Source organism: Nocardia sp. NPDC058480 (assembly GCF_042720495.1).
Taxonomy (GTDB): Bacteria; Actinomycetota; Actinomycetes; order Mycobacteriales; family Mycobacteriaceae; genus Nocardia.
Genome location: NZ_JBHXMN010000001.1, coordinates 1,102,116 through 1,119,930, shown reverse-complemented (window position 1 = coordinate 1,119,930; position 17,815 = coordinate 1,102,116). Strand labels below are relative to the sequence as shown.

19 protein-coding genes and 1 riboswitch are annotated in these 17,815 nt (G+C 66.4%); of the genes, 9 read left to right on the top strand and 10 right to left on the bottom strand.

Translation table 11 applies throughout. The annotated features are described in order from the left end of the window. The first annotated feature begins 121 nt into the window (after nucleotides 1–121). The 3 genes from ACFWO8_RS05235 (at nucleotide 122) to ACFWO8_RS05225 (ending at nucleotide 3,632) form a co-directional block, all read left to right on the top strand. Nucleotides 122–1,411 (top strand): adenylosuccinate synthase, encoded by a 1,290-nt coding sequence (locus ACFWO8_RS05235; protein ID WP_378942684.1) that lies wholly within the window; start codon nucleotides 122–124, stop codon nucleotides 1,409–1,411. A gap of 862 nt (nucleotides 1,412–2,273) precedes the next feature. Further along, nucleotides 2,274–3,095 carry a hypothetical protein gene (locus ACFWO8_RS05230; protein ID WP_378942680.1) on the top strand — a complete coding sequence of 274 codons (822 nt, stop codon included), beginning with the start codon at nucleotides 2,274–2,276 and terminating at the stop codon, nucleotides 3,093–3,095. A 243-nt stretch (nucleotides 3,096–3,338) separates the two neighbouring features. Beyond that, entirely contained in the window at nucleotides 3,339–3,632 is a 294-nt protein-coding gene (locus ACFWO8_RS05225) for a hypothetical protein (protein WP_378942675.1), read from the top strand. On the opposite strand, the gene ACFWO8_RS05220 is transcribed toward ACFWO8_RS05225, so the two are convergent. From ACFWO8_RS05220 to ACFWO8_RS05205, 4 genes are all read right to left on the bottom strand, one after another. After that, on the bottom strand, nucleotides 3,633–4,451 hold the full coding sequence (locus ACFWO8_RS05220) for an alpha/beta fold hydrolase (RefSeq protein WP_378942668.1): 819 nt from the start codon (nucleotides 4,449–4,451) through the stop codon (nucleotides 3,633–3,635). A 92-nt stretch (nucleotides 4,452–4,543) separates the two neighbouring features. Then, nucleotides 4,544–5,182 (bottom strand): DUF998 domain-containing protein, encoded by a 639-nt coding sequence (locus tag ACFWO8_RS05215; protein WP_378942663.1) that lies wholly within the window; start codon nucleotides 5,180–5,182, stop codon nucleotides 4,544–4,546. Between the two features lie 107 nt (nucleotides 5,183–5,289). Then, nucleotides 5,290–5,853: a methylated-DNA--[protein]-cysteine S-methyltransferase gene (locus tag ACFWO8_RS05210; protein WP_378942658.1), complete on the bottom strand. Its 564-nt coding sequence runs from the start codon at nucleotides 5,851–5,853 to the stop codon at nucleotides 5,290–5,292. Between the two features lie 37 nt (nucleotides 5,854–5,890). Beyond that, nucleotides 5,891–6,154, bottom strand: a complete 264-nt coding sequence (locus ACFWO8_RS05205; RefSeq protein WP_378942653.1) for a hypothetical protein — start codon at nucleotides 6,152–6,154, stop codon at nucleotides 5,891–5,893. A 62-nt stretch (nucleotides 6,155–6,216) separates the two neighbouring features. Here ACFWO8_RS05205 and ACFWO8_RS05200 point away from each other — a divergent pair, with 62 nt between their 5' ends. Continuing rightward, nucleotides 6,217–7,716: a PLP-dependent aminotransferase family protein gene (locus ACFWO8_RS05200; RefSeq protein ID WP_378942648.1), complete on the top strand. Its 1,500-nt coding sequence runs from the start codon at nucleotides 6,217–6,219 to the stop codon at nucleotides 7,714–7,716. Here ACFWO8_RS05200 and ACFWO8_RS05195 read toward each other — a convergent pair. Both ACFWO8_RS05195 and ACFWO8_RS05190 read right to left on the bottom strand, forming a co-directional pair. Then, complete coding sequence (locus tag ACFWO8_RS05195) at nucleotides 7,703–8,074, bottom strand: hypothetical protein (protein ID WP_378942641.1); 372 nt, start codon at nucleotides 8,072–8,074, stop codon at nucleotides 7,703–7,705. The two genes, ACFWO8_RS05200 and ACFWO8_RS05195, sit on opposite strands and share 14 nt — an antisense overlap. Nucleotides 8,075–8,152: 78 nt before the next feature. Beyond that, a complete protein-coding gene (locus tag ACFWO8_RS05190; protein ID WP_378942637.1) occupies nucleotides 8,153–9,250 on the bottom strand; it encodes a CaiB/BaiF CoA transferase family protein in 1,098 nt (365 codons plus the stop codon). A 124-nt stretch (nucleotides 9,251–9,374) separates the two neighbouring features. Between ACFWO8_RS05190 and ACFWO8_RS05185 the strand changes: the two genes are divergently transcribed. Then, nucleotides 9,375–9,857 carry a DUF456 domain-containing protein gene (locus tag ACFWO8_RS05185; protein ID WP_378942633.1) on the top strand — a complete coding sequence of 161 codons (483 nt, stop codon included), beginning with the start codon at nucleotides 9,375–9,377 and terminating at the stop codon, nucleotides 9,855–9,857. A 114-nt stretch (nucleotides 9,858–9,971) separates the two neighbouring features. Here the strand turns inward: ACFWO8_RS05185 and ACFWO8_RS05180 are convergent, their stop codons facing one another. After that, the gene (locus tag ACFWO8_RS05180; protein ID WP_378942630.1) at nucleotides 9,972–10,820 is read right to left on the bottom strand and encodes an amidohydrolase family protein; all 849 of its coding nucleotides are present in this window, start codon (nucleotides 10,818–10,820) and stop codon (nucleotides 9,972–9,974) included. Between the two features lie 204 nt (nucleotides 10,821–11,024). Beyond that, a complete protein-coding gene (locus ACFWO8_RS05175; RefSeq protein ID WP_378942627.1) occupies nucleotides 11,025–12,413 on the bottom strand; it encodes an FAD-dependent oxidoreductase in 1,389 nt (462 codons plus the stop codon). A 190-nt stretch (nucleotides 12,414–12,603) separates the two neighbouring features. Here ACFWO8_RS05175 and ACFWO8_RS05170 point away from each other — a divergent pair, with 190 nt between their 5' ends. From ACFWO8_RS05170 to ACFWO8_RS05160, 3 genes are all read left to right on the top strand, one after another. Next, the gene (locus tag ACFWO8_RS05170) at nucleotides 12,604–13,062 is read left to right on the top strand and encodes a hypothetical protein (protein WP_378942623.1); all 459 of its coding nucleotides are present in this window, start codon (nucleotides 12,604–12,606) and stop codon (nucleotides 13,060–13,062) included. 45 nt (nucleotides 13,063–13,107) lie between these two features. Next, nucleotides 13,108–13,227, top strand: a riboswitch (SAM riboswitch). Nucleotides 13,228–13,244: 17 nt separating this feature from the next. Further along, complete coding sequence (locus ACFWO8_RS05165; RefSeq protein WP_378942620.1) at nucleotides 13,245–13,661, top strand: rhodanese-like domain-containing protein; 417 nt, start codon at nucleotides 13,245–13,247, stop codon at nucleotides 13,659–13,661. A gap of 10 nt (nucleotides 13,662–13,671) precedes the next feature. Beyond that, a complete protein-coding gene (locus ACFWO8_RS05160) occupies nucleotides 13,672–14,880 on the top strand; it encodes an O-succinylhomoserine sulfhydrylase (protein ID WP_378942613.1) in 1,209 nt (402 codons plus the stop codon). A gap of 130 nt (nucleotides 14,881–15,010) precedes the next feature. Here the strand turns inward: ACFWO8_RS05160 and ACFWO8_RS05155 are convergent, their stop codons facing one another. Both ACFWO8_RS05155 and ACFWO8_RS05150 read right to left on the bottom strand, forming a co-directional pair. Beyond that, on the bottom strand, nucleotides 15,011–15,625 hold the full coding sequence (locus ACFWO8_RS05155; protein WP_378942608.1) for a Uma2 family endonuclease: 615 nt from the start codon (nucleotides 15,623–15,625) through the stop codon (nucleotides 15,011–15,013). Between the two features lie 139 nt (nucleotides 15,626–15,764). Next, on the bottom strand, nucleotides 15,765–16,316 hold the full coding sequence (locus ACFWO8_RS05150) for a Fic family protein (protein WP_378943236.1): 552 nt from the start codon (nucleotides 16,314–16,316) through the stop codon (nucleotides 15,765–15,767). A gap of 839 nt (nucleotides 16,317–17,155) precedes the next feature. On the opposite strand from ACFWO8_RS05150, the gene ACFWO8_RS05145 reads away from it, so the two are divergent. Continuing rightward, nucleotides 17,156–17,746, top strand: coding sequence for a DUF3558 domain-containing protein (locus ACFWO8_RS05145; RefSeq protein ID WP_378942603.1), 591 nt, complete (start codon nucleotides 17,156–17,158; stop codon nucleotides 17,744–17,746). Nucleotides 17,747–17,815: the final 69 nt, after the last annotated feature.

Genomic DNA, 17,815 nt, shown 5'->3' with positions numbered 1-17,815 from the left:
CCTGATCAGGTGTCGGCTAGACTGTGCGTCCGGCCACCGCCTCAGTGATAGACGCGCCAGCGTCTACGGCAGGTAGCTGCAGTGCTGTGTGTGCTGCCGTCGATCTGTAGGAGACTCCGAAATGCCGGCAATCGTCCTCATCGGTGCCCAATGGGGCGACGAGGGTAAGGGCAAAGCTACAGACCTGCTCGGTGAGCGGTTGCAGTGGGTGGTCCGATACCAGGGCGGCAACAACGCCGGCCACACCGTAGTTCTCCCCAATGGTGACAAGTTCGCTCTGCACCTGATCCCGTCCGGCATCCTCACCCCCGGTGTCAAGAACGTCATCGGTAACGGTGTCGTTGTCGACCCGGGCGTGCTGCTCGACGAACTCGCCGGTCTGGAAGAGCGCGGAGTCGACACCTCCGGCCTGCTGCTCTCCGCTGACGCGCACCTGATCATGCCGTATCACGTGGCCATCGATAAGGTCACCGAACGCTTCCTCGGCAACCGCAAGATCGGCACCACCGGTCGCGGTATCGGCCCCTGCTACCAGGACAAGGTCGCCCGCGTCGGCGTCCGCGTCGCCGATGTGCTCGACGAGAAGATCCTCACCCAGAAGGTTGAGGCCGCCCTGGAGTTCAAGAACCAGGTGCTGGTCAAGATCTACAACCGCCGCGCGCTCGACACGCAGCAGGTGGTGGACGAGGTGCTCGAGCAGGCCGAATCGTTCAAGCACCGCATCTCCGACACCCGCCTCGAGCTGAACCTGGCGCTCGAGCGGGGCGACACCGTGCTGCTGGAAGGTTCGCAGGGCACGCTGCTCGACGTCGACCACGGCACCTATCCGTTCGTCACCTCGTCCAACCCGACTGCGGGTGGGGCCGCGGTGGGTTCGGGCATCGGACCGAACAAGATCGACACGGTGCTCGGCATTCTCAAGTGCTACACCACCCGCGTCGGCTCCGGCCCGTTCCCGACCGAGCTGTTCGACAACTTCGGTGAGTTCCTGGCCAAGAACGGTGGCGAGGTCGGTGTCACCACCGGTCGTGCGCGTCGCTGTGGTTGGTTCGACGCGGTGATCAGCCGGTACGCCACGCGCGTCAACGGCGTCACCGACTACTTCCTCACCAAGCTGGACGTGCTGTCCGGGCTGGATACGGTACCGATCTGCGTGGCGTACGAGATCGACGGTAAGCGGGTCGAGCAGATGCCGACCACGCAGACCGAGTTCCATCACGCCAAGCCGGTCTACGAGGAGCTGCCGGGGTGGTGGGAGGACATCTCCCACGCTCGCACCTTCGAGGAGTTGCCCGCTAACGCGCAGGCGTATGTGCTTCGGCTGGAAGAGCTGTCGGGTGCGCGGATCTCGTGCATCGGCGTTGGTCCGGGGCGTGACCAGACGATTGTTCGGCACGACGTGCTCGCTTGAGGTGAGGCTGGAGCTCTGAGGTCCGGTGCCGGGTTGCGGCGCCGGGCCTTTCTGTGTTTATTGGCGCGCTGGCGCGCGCGTGTCCGCGGCCCTGAGGGGCCGCCGATCAGGGCTCGAGACTAACGCCTTCGGCGTAGCGCTTTCGAGCCCTGATCGGCGACCCGGCCGCGGACCGGCCACTTCGTGGCCGCCGCTCCCCAGGGGTCGCGGGTGGGGGTTGGGAGTGCGGTCATGGCGGTCTTGGGGTGAGCGGTGTGGTTGGGGGTGCGGTTATGGCGGATTCGGTCGTCGCCTATGCAGCGGGGCCTAACCGGTTACCCGGCTACGACCGGCGACCCGGCTGCGACCGGTCACTTGGTGGCTGCCGCTCCGCAGGGGTCGCGCGCGGGGCTGGGAGTGCGGTCATTCGGTTGTCGCCTACGCGGCGGCGCCTAACCGGCGACCGGCTGCGACCGGCCACTTGGTGGCCGCTCCCCAGGGGTCGCGGGTGGGGGCTGGGTGTGCGGTCATTCGGTTGTCGCCTACGCGGCGGCGCCTAACCGGCGACCGGCCGCGACCGGTCACTTGGTGGCGCCGCTCGCTAAGGGGCGCGGGTGGGGCCGCTCGCTAAGGGGCGCGGGTGGGGCTGGGTGTGCGGTCGTGGCGGATTCGGTGCTGGTCCAGGCAGTGTGCGGGTGGTGATGTCTTGTCGCTATCGATTTGTGGCATCCGTCTGGCAAACGCTATCGTTCGCGGGCGGCGCGCGGGGACGTGTCGTTTTCCTTTGAACTGGTTAGTGGGTGTCGGCGTGATCCGTCGGTCTGTAAATGTGAACTCCTCGACGGTGCGGCGGATTGCTCGCCCGGTTGTCGGGGTGCTGCCGATGGCGTTGGCGGTTGCGTGCGCGGGTGTCGCTATCGCGGTGCCGCAGCCTGGTGTGAATGTGGCTCCGGTGCAGCCGGGTGTCACCACCGAGTCGCCCGCGGATGAGGGCGGGCGTTCGGATCTGGCCAAGTTCGACGGCCCGGATACGCTCGGCCATTTGAATCCTGAGCAGTCGCGCCCGGTGCCGGAATACACCACCCCGGCCCCGCCGATCGTCATCGAGGAACTCCACCTCCCGGAGCCGGTCGAGCCGGTGGCCCCGATCGCCCCGCCCGAGCGCACACTGCGCATCGGTGACTTCACCACCCCGGTCCCGGACGAGGTCCCGAATGACATCCTCGGCGATGTCAACGGCACGGCCGCGAACGTCGAAGCCGCCATCGCCACCCAGGGCCGCTCGGTCGGTATCAACCCGAGCCGCTCGGACAAGATCGCCGCGGCGACCGTCGGTGGCGCACTGGCCGGTGCCGCGATCGCGGGCGTTCCGGCTGCTGCTATCGGCGCGGTCGGTGGCGGCCTTATCGGTGCTGGTATCGGTGCTGGTGTCGGCTTCGCGGTTGGCGCCGCGGGCACTGCCGGTGCAGCCGCGATTCTCGGCGCTGCGGCGGCGGTCCCGACCGCGGGCGCGAGCGCCTTGCTTGCGGTCCCTGCCGGCTTTGCCTTGGCGTGGCCGATCGCAGCTGCCAGCACCGGCGCGGGCGCTGCCATCGGCGCTGCGGCGGGTGCGGCGACCGGTGCCGCCGTTCTCGGCGTTCCCGCAGCCGCGGCCGGTGCCGTCGCAGGCGGCGTGCTCGGCAGCGGATACGGCGCGACCCTCTGACTGGTCGTTGACCTAGCCCGCCCTCGGCAGCTGTCCAACCGGCGCAAACTCCCGGTGCGCGTCGCGCTGGAATACGCATCGCCCGGTCCCGTCGGAACTCCGGCCGGATCGGGCGCTCGCCGTAACAGGCCTGAACGGCACGCGTAATCGTGCGATCCGGCCGACGGTGGCTCCGGACGACCACCTCGGCGCCCGCATGCCTGCCAGGGTAGCGTCGAGACGGGTTCCGGATGGAGGTGGACGATGGTTCTGCGACATGGGTTGGCCTCGGCGGCGTTGCTCGCGCTGGCGATTCTGCCCGGATGTGCCGCTCAGGACGCTCCGGCTCCCTCGCCCAGCGCCGCCCCGGTGACTTCGGTGTTGCCGCCCGCGCAGACCCTCGCCCCCTCGCAGCAGCGCAACGAACGTATTCGCGGAATGCTTTACACCGTCGGTTGCACGAGTAACAGCTGCGTCCAGGCCTACTTCGCCTGTTTGGACGGCTACCTCACCGGTGAGCCGTGCCAGTTCTTCCGCGATCACCCACCGCCGCCCTGATCACCTTGTGCGAGTGAGGAATTCGCCGACCGCGGGGGCGAGGATCGAGATCTTCGGGTTGTGACTCACGCCGGCGAGCCCGGCGAACTCCGCGTTCGGCAGCACCTTGGCCGCCGCCTTCGAGCCCTTGATGAGCAGCGGTGCGGTTCGGTCGCCCGCGAGGACGAGCACCGGAACCTCGACACCCTGCCAGTCGGCCGGATCCAGCGTCTTTCCCTGCATGTACGGCTTCATCACCGCCCAGTCGTGTGCGGTCGAATTCGACGTTGCCGTCAGCGTTTTCCAGAACGGCGTCATCCGCATCGCCGCCACCATGAGCAACGGCATCCCCATCGCCTTGGTCATGTAGTACCGCACGGTTTTCCCGCGTTCGCCCGCGGCGATCATCGGATGCAGCTTGGCTTCCAGATCCTTCGGCGGCACATGGCCTTTCGTGTCGACCACGAACGGCGGCTCGAAAGCCACCACTTCGGTGACGCCCGGCACGGACTGCGCGGCCAGCAGCGCGAGCGCGGCGCCGGAGGACCAGCCGAACAGCGCCGCTTTCCCGCCCGCGGCCTCGACCAGCGCCGCGATATCGGCGATCTCGTTGGCGGCGTCGTACACGCCGGGGGAGTCCGTGCTGTCACCGCGCCCGCGCCGGTCGTAGTTCAGCACCGTCAGCCCGTAGTCGTCGGCCAGTGTCTGCGCGAGTTCGACCATTGTCGGGAACTCGCGGTAGCTGAACGCGCCACCGATCAGGACGACCGTCCCGGCGGTCCCCTCACCGATCCGGTCGTAGGCGATCGTGGTGCCGTCGGCCGACGTCACAGTCTGCATTGTGGTTCCTCTCGATTGCGGGGAGTGCGACCACCGGACTCGAACGGTACGCGATCGAGTCCAGTGCAGGTCGGCACGGTTTCCGTTGGATGTCAGTGGGCGACGAGCTCGGCGTTCGTACGCGGCGAGAACGTCGGGGCGGTGCGCAGTCCGGCGGCGAATACGGCCACCCAGCCCCACGCGAGGAACGAGACCGCGGCGAAAGTGACGCTCATCAGGCCGGGAATCATGAAGGGCCCCACCAGGAATGCCACGAACGCGACCCCGCTCGTCACTGCACCGGCGGTGTTGCCCTCGGCCCGCAGCCGTCGGAACACGATGACGTCGAAGGTGAGCAGGGCCAGCCCGGCGACACCGGAGGCGACGCCGTGCAGCGTCCCGTGCCAGGTCGTGACTTCGGCGGCACCCACCGGATAGTCGGCCATCGGATCGCAGGCGAACAACCCGGCGCCGATCAGACCAGCCGCGAAAACGCCGACCAGCCGTGGCGCCCACACCCGCCCGATCCCGTCGGTCATCCGCCGGTGCAGCCCGACCGCGACCACCGCGAACAGCGCACCGGTGACGACGAAATTCGCCGCCTGGATCCAGCCGAGCGGTCCGGTCGCGAGCTGGCTGATCATGTGCCGGGTGATGTCGAACCCGTCCTTGGTGAACGCCTGGGTCAGTGCGGTCACGAAGAACAGTGGGACGGCAACGAGGCCTGCGGCGAGCATCTTGTCGGTCTTCATCATTCTCTCCTGTCGAGACGGTCCGCTGATTCAGACGGTGCGTGCCCGGTGAACTCATCGGTCCCGAATGCGGCCTGCTCCTGGACCTGATCGACAGGGGGATCTGATCAGAACAGCGTCGGCTCACCGAAACCCGGTGTGCGCTCGATCTCCAGCAGTCGTGCTTTCGTGCCGATACCACCAGGCGCCGAGAACCCGTGCAGCGCGTGATCGGCCGCGAGCACCCGATGGCACGGAATGATGAGCGGAACAGGATTGCGTCCCAACGCCTGTCCAACGGCTTGCGCGGCGCCGGGAGCGCCGGCGCGGCCGGCGATATCGCCGTAGCTGAGCGTGCGGCCGGGGTCGATCTCGCGCGTCACCGCGTACACCGCGCGATGGAATTCCGGCACACCCCGCAGATCGACCTCGATCCAGCGCAGTGAGTCGACCGCCCCGTCGAGGTGAGCGCGGATGCCCGCGATCGCCTCGACGATCACGGGCCCCGGCGCACTCTCCGGCACCGCGGCCCCATCGAACGGCCGGGTGATCCGCGCGAGGGTCTCCTCCTCGCTGGCCTCGGGTAGCTGGAACCGGACAACGGCGTCACCGTGCCAGGCGATCGCGCACAGCCCGATAGCGGTGTCGAACAGTGCCGAGACCACCGTCTCGGTCTGCGTCGAATCACTCATGCTCACAGTGTGCGCTGACCCACCGACAAAGCCACACTCACGCGGCGAGCGGCCTCTGCTGCCGGTCAGTCGAGGCCACATTAAGGCCAGTTTCAGGTAACTGGACTGCATCGTCACCGACTTCGTGTGCCCGCATGGCATCAAGATCGCGGTAGAGCCGCTGCTCGTCGTAGGTGCCGAAAGCCCGGTCATGCGGCAGATACTGGAAGGGCCAGAACGGCAGCTCGCCCTTCTTGGGCGAGAAGTGGTAGACCGCCACCCCGAAGGCGACGGCAACGGCGAGGGCAAGGAAAGTGGTCATGTCAGTAAGAATCCACCGACTGGCCTTGCTTAGAAATATCCACTTAGGGAATACTGGACTTTATGGCGACAAGAGTGATCGGCGCAGCGGGCCTGGCTCGTGACCTCGGCCGGTGGCGTGACCCCGAAACCGATGGCGATTCCGAGCGCCGCCCGCACCGCCCCGCCTACCTGGCACTGGCCGAGGCCATCCGCCTGCTGATCCACGACGGTCGCGCCCCACTCGGCGTCGCGCTGCCCAGCGAGCGCGACCTGGCGGGCACCCTCGGTGTCAGCCGTACCACCATCACCTCCACGTATTCGCTGCTGCGTGAACACGGCTACCTGATCAGCCGCCAGGGCTCGCGCAGCACCGTCGCGCTGCCGCCCGCGATCCAGCATGACGGTGCCAAGCCGAGCCGCGGCATCATGGCCCTGATGGCGCAGCCGGAACTGCCGACCATCGACATGACCTACGCCGCGATGCCTGCCTCCCCCGAACTGCACGACGCGTATTCCGTCGCGCTGCAAGGGATTCCGTCCTACCTCGGCACTCACGGCATGGACCCGGTCGGCATCCTCGCGCTGCGCGAAGCGCTGGCCCGCCGCTACACCGCCCGTGGTCTGCCTACGGAGCCGGAACAGATCCTGGTGACTCTCGGTGCGCAACACGGACTTCGGCTGCTCCTCAACGTGCTCGCCTCACCCGGCGCGCGAGTCCTGATCGAGCACCCCTCCTACCCGAACGCCATCGAAGCCATTCGCGACGTCGGCGCCCGCCCCATCCCCGTCCCGCTGCGACCCGAATTCCCCGACGCCGGTTGGGATCTCGAAGGCTTGCGCAGCACGGCGAGGCAAACCGCGGCCACCCTGGCCTACCTGGTTCCCGACTTCAACAACCCCACCGGCCTGTTGCTCGATGCCGAAGGCCGCGCCGAACTGGCCGCTATCGCCCGCGACACCAGGATGACCGTCGTCGTGGACGAGTCGATGAGCGAACTGAGTTTGTCGGACTCGACGATGCCCCCGCCGGTCGCCGCGTTCGCGAAGGGCTCCGAGATCGTCACGATCGGTTCGGCGTCGAAGTCGTTCTGGGGTGGCCTGCGCGTGGGCTGGATCCGCACCAATGCGCCCCTGATCGCCAAGCTGCTCGGTATCCGCTCCACTGTCGACCTCGGCACCCCGGTGATGGATCAGCTCGCCACCGTCCACCTGCTCGAAAACGCCGAACCCATCCTCGAGCGCCGGCGCGAACAGCTACGCACCCAGCGCACCGCCCTGCTCGACGCCGTCGCCGAAGACCTGCCTGGCTGGCACATCGCGGTCGGCGCGGGCGGCATGTCGGTGTGGGCCCAGCTGCCGAGCCCCGTCTCCACCGCACTCGCCGCCACCGCCCCCAATCACGGTGTATTACTCGCCGCTGGACCACGTTTCGGTGTTCAGGGCGCCTTCGAACGTTTCGTCCGGCTGCCCTACACCCACCCCGAGGCCGACCTGCGCATCGCCGTGAAATCCATCGCCGCCGCCTACGACGCCCTCACCCCGCGCGCCGCCGACCCACTCCAACCGCTCACCTGTTACTGAACGCGCACGGGTTGGGCCCGGTGGAAACCGGTGCGGGGCGGACGGTTTCGTACCCTGCCCCGAACATGAACAGCACCGATGCCACCAACCCCAGCGCGGTCAACGGCACCGCGACGGCGCTGCGTTCGGACGGATAGCGGAACAGCAGCACCAGCAAGCACAGCAGCGAGATCGCCGCGGCCAGCAGCAGCCCGGTCGCGAGCCCGTTGAGCACGCTCACCATCACCGGCGCCGGTGCCTCACTGTGGCAATGGGTTTCGGCGATATGACCTTGGCGGGTGTCGAACAATCCTTCGGCCAGGATGAAGCACAGCACCGCGGTGCCGAAGGTGGTGGCCGCGATGAGGGCGGCGAGCACCTTCGGTGGTGTTCTGACGGTTCGGATCCTCGGCCTGTCGTCGATAACGGAGAACTTTACCGACGACAGGCCGGTAAATCAGTCAGCCCAGACCGTTTCGATCGGTGTCGCGACGGTCGGCGGGGGAGTGGGCGTGCCGCCCGGCGTGCGCGAGAACCGCGGCGCCGGCGCGTGCTGGACCACACCGTCGATGTCGATCAGGCCGGTACGGGCCACGATATGCGGGTTCTCGGTGGCCTCGGTGAAGGTCAGCACGGGCGTGGTGCAGGCGTCGGTGCCGTCGAAGATCGCGGCCCACTCGTCGCGGGTCTTGGTCAGGAACTTGTCGGTGAACAGCTTGCGCAGCTGCTCCTGACCGTTCGGGTCGATCTGCATCGGCAGACCTTCCGGATCGATCTCCAGCCCCGCCAGCAACTCGGCGTAGAACTGCGGCTCGATCGCGCCGACGGCCATGTACTTGCCGTCGGAGGTCTCGTAGGTGTCGTAGAAGGCCATGCCGGTATCGAGCAGGTTGGTGCCGCGCTCGTCGGACCACAGACCGACCCCGCGCATACCCCAGATCATGTGTGAAAGGGCGAGCGCGCCATCGATCATCGCGGCGTCGATCACCTGGCCCTTGCCGGAACTCTGCCGCTCCACCAGCGCGGCGAGCACGCCGAACACCAGGAACATCGAGCCGCCACCGAAGTCGCCGACCATGTTCAGCGGCGGCACCGGCCGCTCTCCCTTACGCCCGATGGCATTGAGCACGCCGGTCAGCGAGATGTAGTTGATGTCGTGTCCCGCGCGGTCGGCGAGCGGGCCGTGCTGGCCCCAGCCGGTCATCCGGCCGTACACCAGGCGCGGGTTGCGGGCCAGCGCGTCGTCGGGTCCGAGGCCCATGCGCTCGGTGACGCCGGGGCGGAAGCCCTCGAGCAGCACGTCGGCCTTCTCGACCAGGTCGAGGATCTTGGCGACGTCGGCGGGGTCCTTCAGATTCGCCTCGACGATCGTTCGCCCGCGCCACTGTGGGCGTTCCATGAAGCCGGGTAGCTGGTTCGGGCGCTGCACGCGCACCACGTCGGCGCCGAGGTCGGCCAGCAGCAGCGCGGCGTGCGGGCCTGGCCCGATGCCTGCCAACTCGATGACCTTGATGCCCGCAAGGGGCCCCTGCTTGGCGGTGGACTCCGTGCTCACGCGGTGACCTCAGTTCGTCGAACGGTATTGACACCTCGACAATAGCGCTGGGGTGGCGGCTCGGGTAGAGCATGGGCGAGAATTCGCACGAGCGCGACTCGGCGCGGCAACGGGAGGACCGGTAGTGAGCGTGTGGGGTGAGGTCGGAGTCGGCCTCGTCATTCTGGTCGGCATCGTCGGCGTGATCGTACCAATTCTGCCGGGGGTGATCCTCATTTTCGCGGCAATCGCGGTGTGGGCGTTCATGACCGGCGGTGCGACGGCCTGGACAGTGCTGGCGATCGCGACTGTCGCGCTGGTGCTCTCCGGCGTCGTGAAGTACACCTGGCCGGGCAGGCGGATGCGCGAAGCCGGGGTGTCGAACCGTGCGCTGCTGGCCGGCGCGGTGCTCGGCATCGTCGGCTTCTTCGTGATCCCGATCGTCGGCCTGTTCATCGGCTTCGTGCTCGGGGTGTACCTGGCCGAGCTGTACCGCTTGAAGACCAACGACTTGGCTTGGCCCGCAACGCTGCACGCACTCAAGGGCGTCGGCCTGTCGATGCTGGTCGAGCTGTTCGGCGCGCTGATCGCCTCCGGCGTGTGGCTCACCGGCGCGCTATTGAGCTGAGTATTTGGCGGCTGGTGCCGCAGGTTCTCGGCCTGTTCCCTCGATCTTCCCTCCCGCCGGGCACCCCTTCGTCGCACCCTTTGGTCAGTCCAGATCGAGGCGGCCGAGAACCGGCTATTCGATAACCGGCAGCGGGCGGGTGTGCTCGTCCGCGCCGGGCAGCAGGTTGCGGGGGATCGGGATCGTCGGGTTCTCGACGCGCGGGGGCGGCACCTGGTCGCGGCGCACGGCGGGCAGGCGGTAGAACTCGCGGGCGTTGTCCTCGAGTACCGCGTGCATATCCGCGCCGACCACCTGGCGGATCAGGTCCACATCGCGCTCCTCGAACGGCCTACCGGCGCGCGTGCCGGGCAGATCGCTGCCGAACATCAGCGCACTCGGATTGACCGCATGGATGCGCCGCAGCGTCTCGGCCACATCCATCTCGACCCGCCCGAACCCGGTCGCCTTCACTCTGGCGCCGCGGTCCACCAGATCGAGCAGGTACGGCAAACCCTCCTCGGACATGCCGAGATGGTCGATCGAGAGCGCGGGCAGCTTCGAGATCACCGGTTGCAGCGAGGCCAGCATCTGACCGTCGATGTAGAGCTCGACGTGCCAGCCCGCCAGCTCGTGCGCGCGCAACGCCTGCAACGTCATCTCGGTGATGTCGGCGGCAGCGCGCTTGAGATTGAACCGCAGTGCGCGCACACCGGCTTTGTTCAACTCGAGGATCTCGTCGTCGGTGGCATCGAGATCCAGCCGGGTCACGCCGACCCAGTCGGGACCGAGCGCGGACAGTGCTGCCTTCAGATACGTCTGATCGGCGCCTTGAAAAGACGCGCTGACGACAGCACCGCCGCGGACATCGAAGTGCCCCATGCGCTTTCGATAGTCATCGATCACGTAGGGCTCGGGTAGATAGCCTTCGTTCTCGATCAGCGGAAACCGCGGATCGATGATGTGGACGTGGGCATCGAACACTTGTACAGAATGCCTTATCTTTGGAGCGCTGGCACGCTCGAGTTCGCGGCCCCGCCGGTCCCGCTGTTGCGGACTCGAGACTAACGCCTTCGGCGTAGCGCTTTCGAGTCCGCAACAGCGGGACGGCCGCGAACCGCCGCTTCGCGGCGGACCCTCCTCGAGGTCGGGTCGTGCGGGGTTGCGTGCCGTGTGGCCGCGGCGGTGTCAGGCCTTGTTCGGCTCGGACGCGCGCAGCATGTCCTCGCGTTCGACGACCTTCACGCGCTCACGGCCTTCGGGCTCGCCGAGGGCGCGCTCGTGGGCGTCGAGGCGGTACCAGCCTGCCCAGGTGGTGAACGGGATGCCCTTGCCCTCGAGGAACTCGGTGACGGCATCGAGCTCGGGCTTGGGCGCGGGAGCGAAGGCCTTGGCGTCGTCGAGCAGGCAGGCGATGGTCTCGTTGGCGTCGCCCTTGGTGTGGCCGATCAGGCCGACCGGGCCGCGCTTGATCCAGCCGGTCACGTAGGTGGCGGGCATGAACCGGGCGTCGCCAACGGCTGAGTCGTCGGAGATCACGCGACCGGCCTCGTTGGGCACGGTGCCTGCCTGATCGTCGAACGGCAGCTGGGTGACGTTCTGCGAGAGGTAACCCACGGCGCGGTAGATGGCCTGGATGTCCCAGTCGGTGTAGTTGCCGGTGCCCTTGACGTTGCCGGTGCCGTCGAGCTGGGTGCGCTCGGTGCGCAGGCCGGTGACCTTGCCGTCTTCGCCGAGTACCTCCGAAGGGGACTCGAAGAAGTGCAGGAACAGCTTGTGCGGGCGGTCACCGTGGTCGCGGATGGCCCACTGCTCCAGGGTGTTGGCGACCATGTCGACCTGCTTGGAGTTGCGGCGGGCGGCTTCGGAGCCTTCGTCGTAGTCGATATCTTCGGGGTTGACGATGACCTCGATCGTCGGCGAGTGATCGAGTTCGCGCAGTTCGAGGGGGGTGAACTTGGCCTGGGCGGGGCCGCGACGACCGAAGACGTGGACCTCGAGGGCCTTGTTGCCCTTGAGGCCTTCGTAGACGTTCGGCGGGATCTCGGTCGGGAGCAGTTCGTCACCGGTCTTGGCGAGCACGCGGGCGACGTCGAGGGCGACGTTGCCGACACCGAGGACGGCGACCTTCTCGGCCTCGAGGGGCCAAGCGCGCGGGACGTCGGGGTGGCCGTCGTACCAGGACACGAAGTCGGCGGCACCGTAGGAACCGTCGAGGTCGATACCCGGGATGGCCAGGGCACGGTCGGCGTTGGCGCCGGTGGAGAAGATGACCGCGTCGTAGAACTGGCGCAGGTCGTCGAGGGTGATGTCGGTGCCGTAGTCGATGTTGCCGAGCAGTCGGACCTGGTCTTTGTCGAGGACCTTGTGCAGGGCGGTGATGATGCCCTTGATCCGCGGGTGGTCGGGGGCGACGCCGTAGCGGATCAGGCCGAAGGGCGCGGGCATGCGCTCGTAGAGGTCGATGCTCACGTCGGCATCGGACTTCATCAAGGCGTCGGCGGCGTAGATACCGGCCGGTCCCGCACCCACGATCGCAATGCGAAGTGGGCGAGTCGCTGCACTCTGTTCGGTCATATCTACGCGCACCCTTTGGTCGAGAACTGATTTGACGGCGTCAACTTAGCTTAGGCTAAGTCGGTATACCGGCTTACTGGCAGCTGCCATCCCACGCGGCAGCCGACGCAATCAAGGCGATTCTAGCTGCGGCGACGCGGGCACCCGGCGCGCGGTGTGGCTGCCCGCGCGGGTCTGTCAGGATTAGAGCATGAACGAGGAGCAAACAGGCTCGGATGACCAGCCCGTAGTGGTGGATCAGACCGACAAGCGTTCCATCGTCCCGTTCGTCGCGGCCGCGGTGATCGCGATCATCGTGCTCATCGGCATCGTGGCGGGCGGACTGCTCTCACCCGCTGAGAAAAATGTCACAGAGGCCGACCGTCTCGCGGCCGCCGTCACCAACTATATCGACGCACGCTCGCGCAGCGACCTCCGTCCGCCGACCGGTGTGGCCTGCCCCGGCTTCGACGAGGAGAAATCCGGCCTCACCGAACAGCTCGGTGGCCCGAAATCCACTGTCACGATCGACGGTAAGGGCTTCCAGAACGCGACCGTCAACGGCGATCGCGCCAAAATCGACGCCGCCCTCGTGGTCAACGGCAATCCGTCGACCAACACATGGAAACTCGCCCGCGTCGACAGCGCGTGGCTGGTGTGCAGCTTCTGAATCGTTTGACACGATGACCGGTGCCGAGGCAATCTCAGATCGCAAGGTCATGAGTGCCAGCGTCAAGCCCCGGCTCGCTGGTCGGCAACCCTCCTCCGCGGTGGGGTGCTCCGGGTGACGACCTGGCCGTGTGTTCGGGGATTTCCGGCACGGCAAGAGCGGATTCACGCAGGAGGATCGACATGACTTACGCCGGCGACATCACCCCTGAGAAGGCGTGGGAGCTGCTCACCGAGCACCCCGGCGCCGTGCTGGTCGACGTGCGCACCGAAGGCGAGTGGGCACACATCGGCATTCCCGACACCAGCTCGATCGAACGCCCGGCCCACTTCATCGAGTGGGTCGACGGCACCGGCACGCGCAACCCGGCGTTCGGCGTGCAGCTCGAGCAGGCGCTCGCCGGTCGCCCCGATGACGCACCGGTGGTGTTCCTGTGTCGCTCGGGTCAGCGTTCCGCGCACGCGGCGAACCTGGCGACGGCGGCGGGCGTGGCACCGTCCTACAACGTGCTCGACGGTTTCGAAGGTGGTCCCGACGCGTTCGGTCAGCGCGGCAGCACCGGTTGGCGCGCGGTCGGCCTGCCGTGGCGTCAGGCATAAGGAGAAAAGCATGATCACCGGTGGTTCTTTCGACAAGCCACTGCCCGAGGGCGTCGGTCCCGCCACGCTCGGCGTGCGTGGCGGTCTGCGCCGTTCCGGCTTCGACGAGACGTCCGAGGCGCTGTACCTGACCTCGGGTTTCGTCTACGAGAGCGCCGAAGCCGCCGAAGCCGCGTTCACCGGCGACGTCGAGCACTTCGTCTACTCCCGCTTCGGCAACCCGACCGTGGCGATGTTCGAGGAGCGCATCCGGCTGCTCGACGGCGCCGAGGCGGCCTTCGCGACCGCGTCCGGCATGTCGGCGGTGTTCACCGCGCTCGGTGCCTTGCTGAAGGCAGGCGACCGACTCGTCGCCGCCCGCAGCCTGTTCGGTTCCTGTTTCGTGGTCTGCAACGAGATCCTCCCGCGCTGGGGCATCGAAACCGTTTTCGTCGACGGTGACGACCTCGAACAGTGGGAGCAGGCCCTCTCCGTTCCCACCCAGGCCGTCTTCTTCGAGACCCCCGCCAACCCGATGCAGACCCTCGTCGATGTCCGCAAGGTCACCGAGCTCGCCCACGCCGCGGGCGCGAAGGTGGTGCTGGACAACGTCTTCGCCACTCCTTTGCTCCAGCGCGGCTTCGAACTCGGCGCCGACGTGGTCGTCTACTCCGGCACCAAACACATCGACGGCCAGGGCCGCGTTCTCGGCGGCGCCATCCTCGGCGCCCAGGATTACATTGACGGCCCCGTCAAAACCCTGATGCGCCACACCGGCCCAGCCCTGAGCCCCTTCAACGCATGGACCTTGCTCAAGGGTCTGGAAACCATGCCGTTGCGCGTGCGCCACGCCACCGAGTCGGCCCTGCGAGTGGCCGAATTCCTGGAGACCAAGAGTTCGGTCGACTGGGTGAAATACCCCTTCCTGGAATCACATCCACAACACGCACTGGCCAAGGAACAGATGTCCGGCGGCGGCACTGTCGTCACCTTCGCCCTCAACGGCGAAGACGGCAAGAAACAAGCCTTCGAGGTCCTCAACCGCCTCCGCATCATCGACATCTCCAACAACCTCGGCGATGCCAAAACGATGATCACCCACCCCGCCACCACCACCCACCGAGCCATGGGCCCTGAGGGTCGAGCCTCAATCGGCTTGTCCGACGGGGTAGTACGCATCTCGGTCGGCCTGGAAGACCTCCAAGATCTCCTCGGCGACCTCGATCACGCGCTGAGCTAGCCGCAGGCTGTGCCAAAGGTCAGCCTGTCGAAAACGAGCCACCTCCGGCGGGATGACCCTTGGCTGCCCACTCCTCCGTCTGATCGCCAAATTCTTCGAATGGGTTCTAGGCCTGCTGTTTTGAGCGGACTCACGGACGACGCGGCAGCGGACTCTGAAGATCCTCGAACATGATGGCTACTCTGACCGGCTCGGTCAGAACCAGGGCATCGGTGTGCTTGGTCCAGCCGACATACCGTCGTCCTGACCAGTCGAGACGCAGCTCCTCGATCATGGCGATGTGCTGCCAGTCCTTGTCGAAATGGACGATCAGGTACACCGGAATACCCGCGCGAGCATAGAGCTCACGCTTGATACCGATGTCGTTGTCGATCGTGCCCTCCGACGTCACCTCGACAACGATCAGTGCTTGGTCGGCGACGTGTTGCGCGTCGTAAGGGCCGTCGGAACAGTCCCGCAGGATCAGGTCCGGATATCGTGCGCGCAGCCGACGTGCTGGGTCAGTATTGTCGCTATCGGCGAGCCGCATCGGTGTGTCACCGTGTACTTCGCGGCATGGCCCGTTCGGGTCGATGCCGTACTCCAGCGCCGATCGGAGCCGATGCACCACGCGATCGTGCACGGGACCCTGCGCCATACATTCGACCATCACACCGTCATGGATCTCGCCGAACGCATCTGCGGGCCCGTCTAGAAATTCCTCGGCCGTCACCAGCCGCGGGGCGTCATTGCGCGGTGGCGACATGACGCCAGACTACGCCAAACCGTGACCACCAACCCCGGTTTGTGCCGCGCGTGATCCTGTCGATAGCGGCAGATCAACCACGGGTGCAGCGGAAGAGGCGGGAGGTCTGGTGGCGGAAGTCTACGGACTGACCATCCGCTCATAGCGCGGGGCGAGACGGTAGGTCCGACTCTTTCGGGAAGGGTCGTCGATTTCGAGGAAGTCGTCCGCGATCCACTTGCGCACCAACGTGTTCGCGGTGCGCACACTGATTCCCAGGTGCGTGGCGATGTCGGATGTGGTGACTACTACGCTGATTCGGAAGAGTTCGAGTAGCCGACGTAGTCGAGGATCGAGTGTGCGGAGCGTGGCGGCATCGTCGACGTGTCGCGTTTCGGGGGTTCTGGGCGACGTCGGCCGCGCGGGCACGCACCGATCCCAGTGCCGCCGCCATGCTTTCGCAGAAGAAGTCGAGGAAGCTGGTGAGGTCTGCTTCGGCATGGCCGAGGTAGTAGTTGTGTGAAGGTCCGACCGTCAATGCGGCGTAGTAGTCGGACAGATTGCGGGCATAGTGCTCGTCCAGCGAATAGATGCTCTTGAGCCCATAGCCCGCGCGGTGCAGCACCAGCGTCGTGAGCAGACGCGCTGTCCGGCCGTTGCCGTCGTAGTACGGGTGGATTGTGGCGTATTGGTAGTGAGTGAGCGCAGCGATCAGGGGGCAGGCAGTTTCCGCGTGTCTATCTGAGTGTTGATCCAGTCGAACAGACCCGCCATCAAGTCCGGTACATCAGATGCCTCGGGCGGCATATATACGACACCTCCGGACGCCCCTTCGCGAATTACGTTCTGGCCGGGGCGGTATGGAGTTGGGGTGCATTTCCCGTACATGACAAGCCCATGGACACGCTGTAAGTCCGCCTCTGCGATTGGGCCGGGCGTGGTGGCCGCAGCTTCGATGCGCTCGAGCGCGCGGTAGTAGTTGCGCACCTCCGCCTCATCGCGTTCACGCCCCGGAAAGTGGTTGCCTGCCAGCGCTTCGGCAACCTGCGGCAGGGTAAGCCGGTTGCCTCGATCTGCGTGGAGTAGTGGGTGGCCGCGAGTCGTGCGGTCTCGCGAAGCCCTGCGAGAACATCGACATTGATCGGCAGTTCCATGATCACCTGCCGATCGGCCTCGATGGCCATCAGCGCTGTCGCCGTCGCGGGGCTGATCGTGAACCTCGGCTCGAACATCACCCGATGCTACGGATAAACGGCAGAAAAACCGCAGATAATGTGTGTTTATCTTCGTGATAGTCAGATCAACCGGCGTGTTGTACTGAGATTCCTCGTGTCGAGGCAGCGGCAGATCAATCACCAACCCTGCGGCAGTGGCGACACCACCTGAGGTCAGCGTCGGTGAGTGCTGAAAGAGGCTCGGCGACTCGAAATCCTCGATGGTGAGTTCGGCGATGTCCCGCGGTCGATATGGCCACGATGGAGACGGTGCGGCTTGACGAAACTTCGGGGGGGGGGGGCTTAGTCTTCCCCTGTCGTGCACGGGAGGGGACGCATGAATCGCCTGGTCAGGCCCAAATATGTGATGGTTGCCCCCGTTTTGGTCGCGGTCGCTGCCGCGCTGCTCGGATGCGAAGGCGAGTCTACGGACGGCGGTTCTGCTCCGACAAGCGCCCTGTCGGTCAACGGGCGTGAACTCGCCAAAGACGTGCCGACCGGCTTCGATCCTTGCGCCGATATCCCAACGCAAGTAATCACCGACGAAAAGCTGGGCTCGAAGAAGTCAGACCTCACCGAGGCGCCGGGGGGCGTCGTCTGGAAGGGCTGCGACTGGGTATACGTCGGCGGTGGCGGATACGCGATGAGCGTGCGGATGACGAACCTCACCGTTGCGATGGTGCGAGACCGCAAGCTCCCGGAGTCGAACGAGTTCACCGTCGGAGGCCGTGAGGCGATCGCTTGGCGCCAGGACGCTGGCCGCAGCACCAAGGACGTATGCGACGTCAACGTCGCAGTGCGTGGCGGGAGCATGGAGATCAACGTGGTAAATCCGCCGTCAGGTCGAGATACCGGCCACCTGGACTCGTGCGAGATCGCACGCTCACTGACCGAGAAGATCGCGCCGTCGATTCCGGACAGTCTCTGAGCCACAACATCATACGGAACGGGGAGGGAAAGTGGTGTCCGGGGAAACCAAGAGTCCGTTTACAGGTCT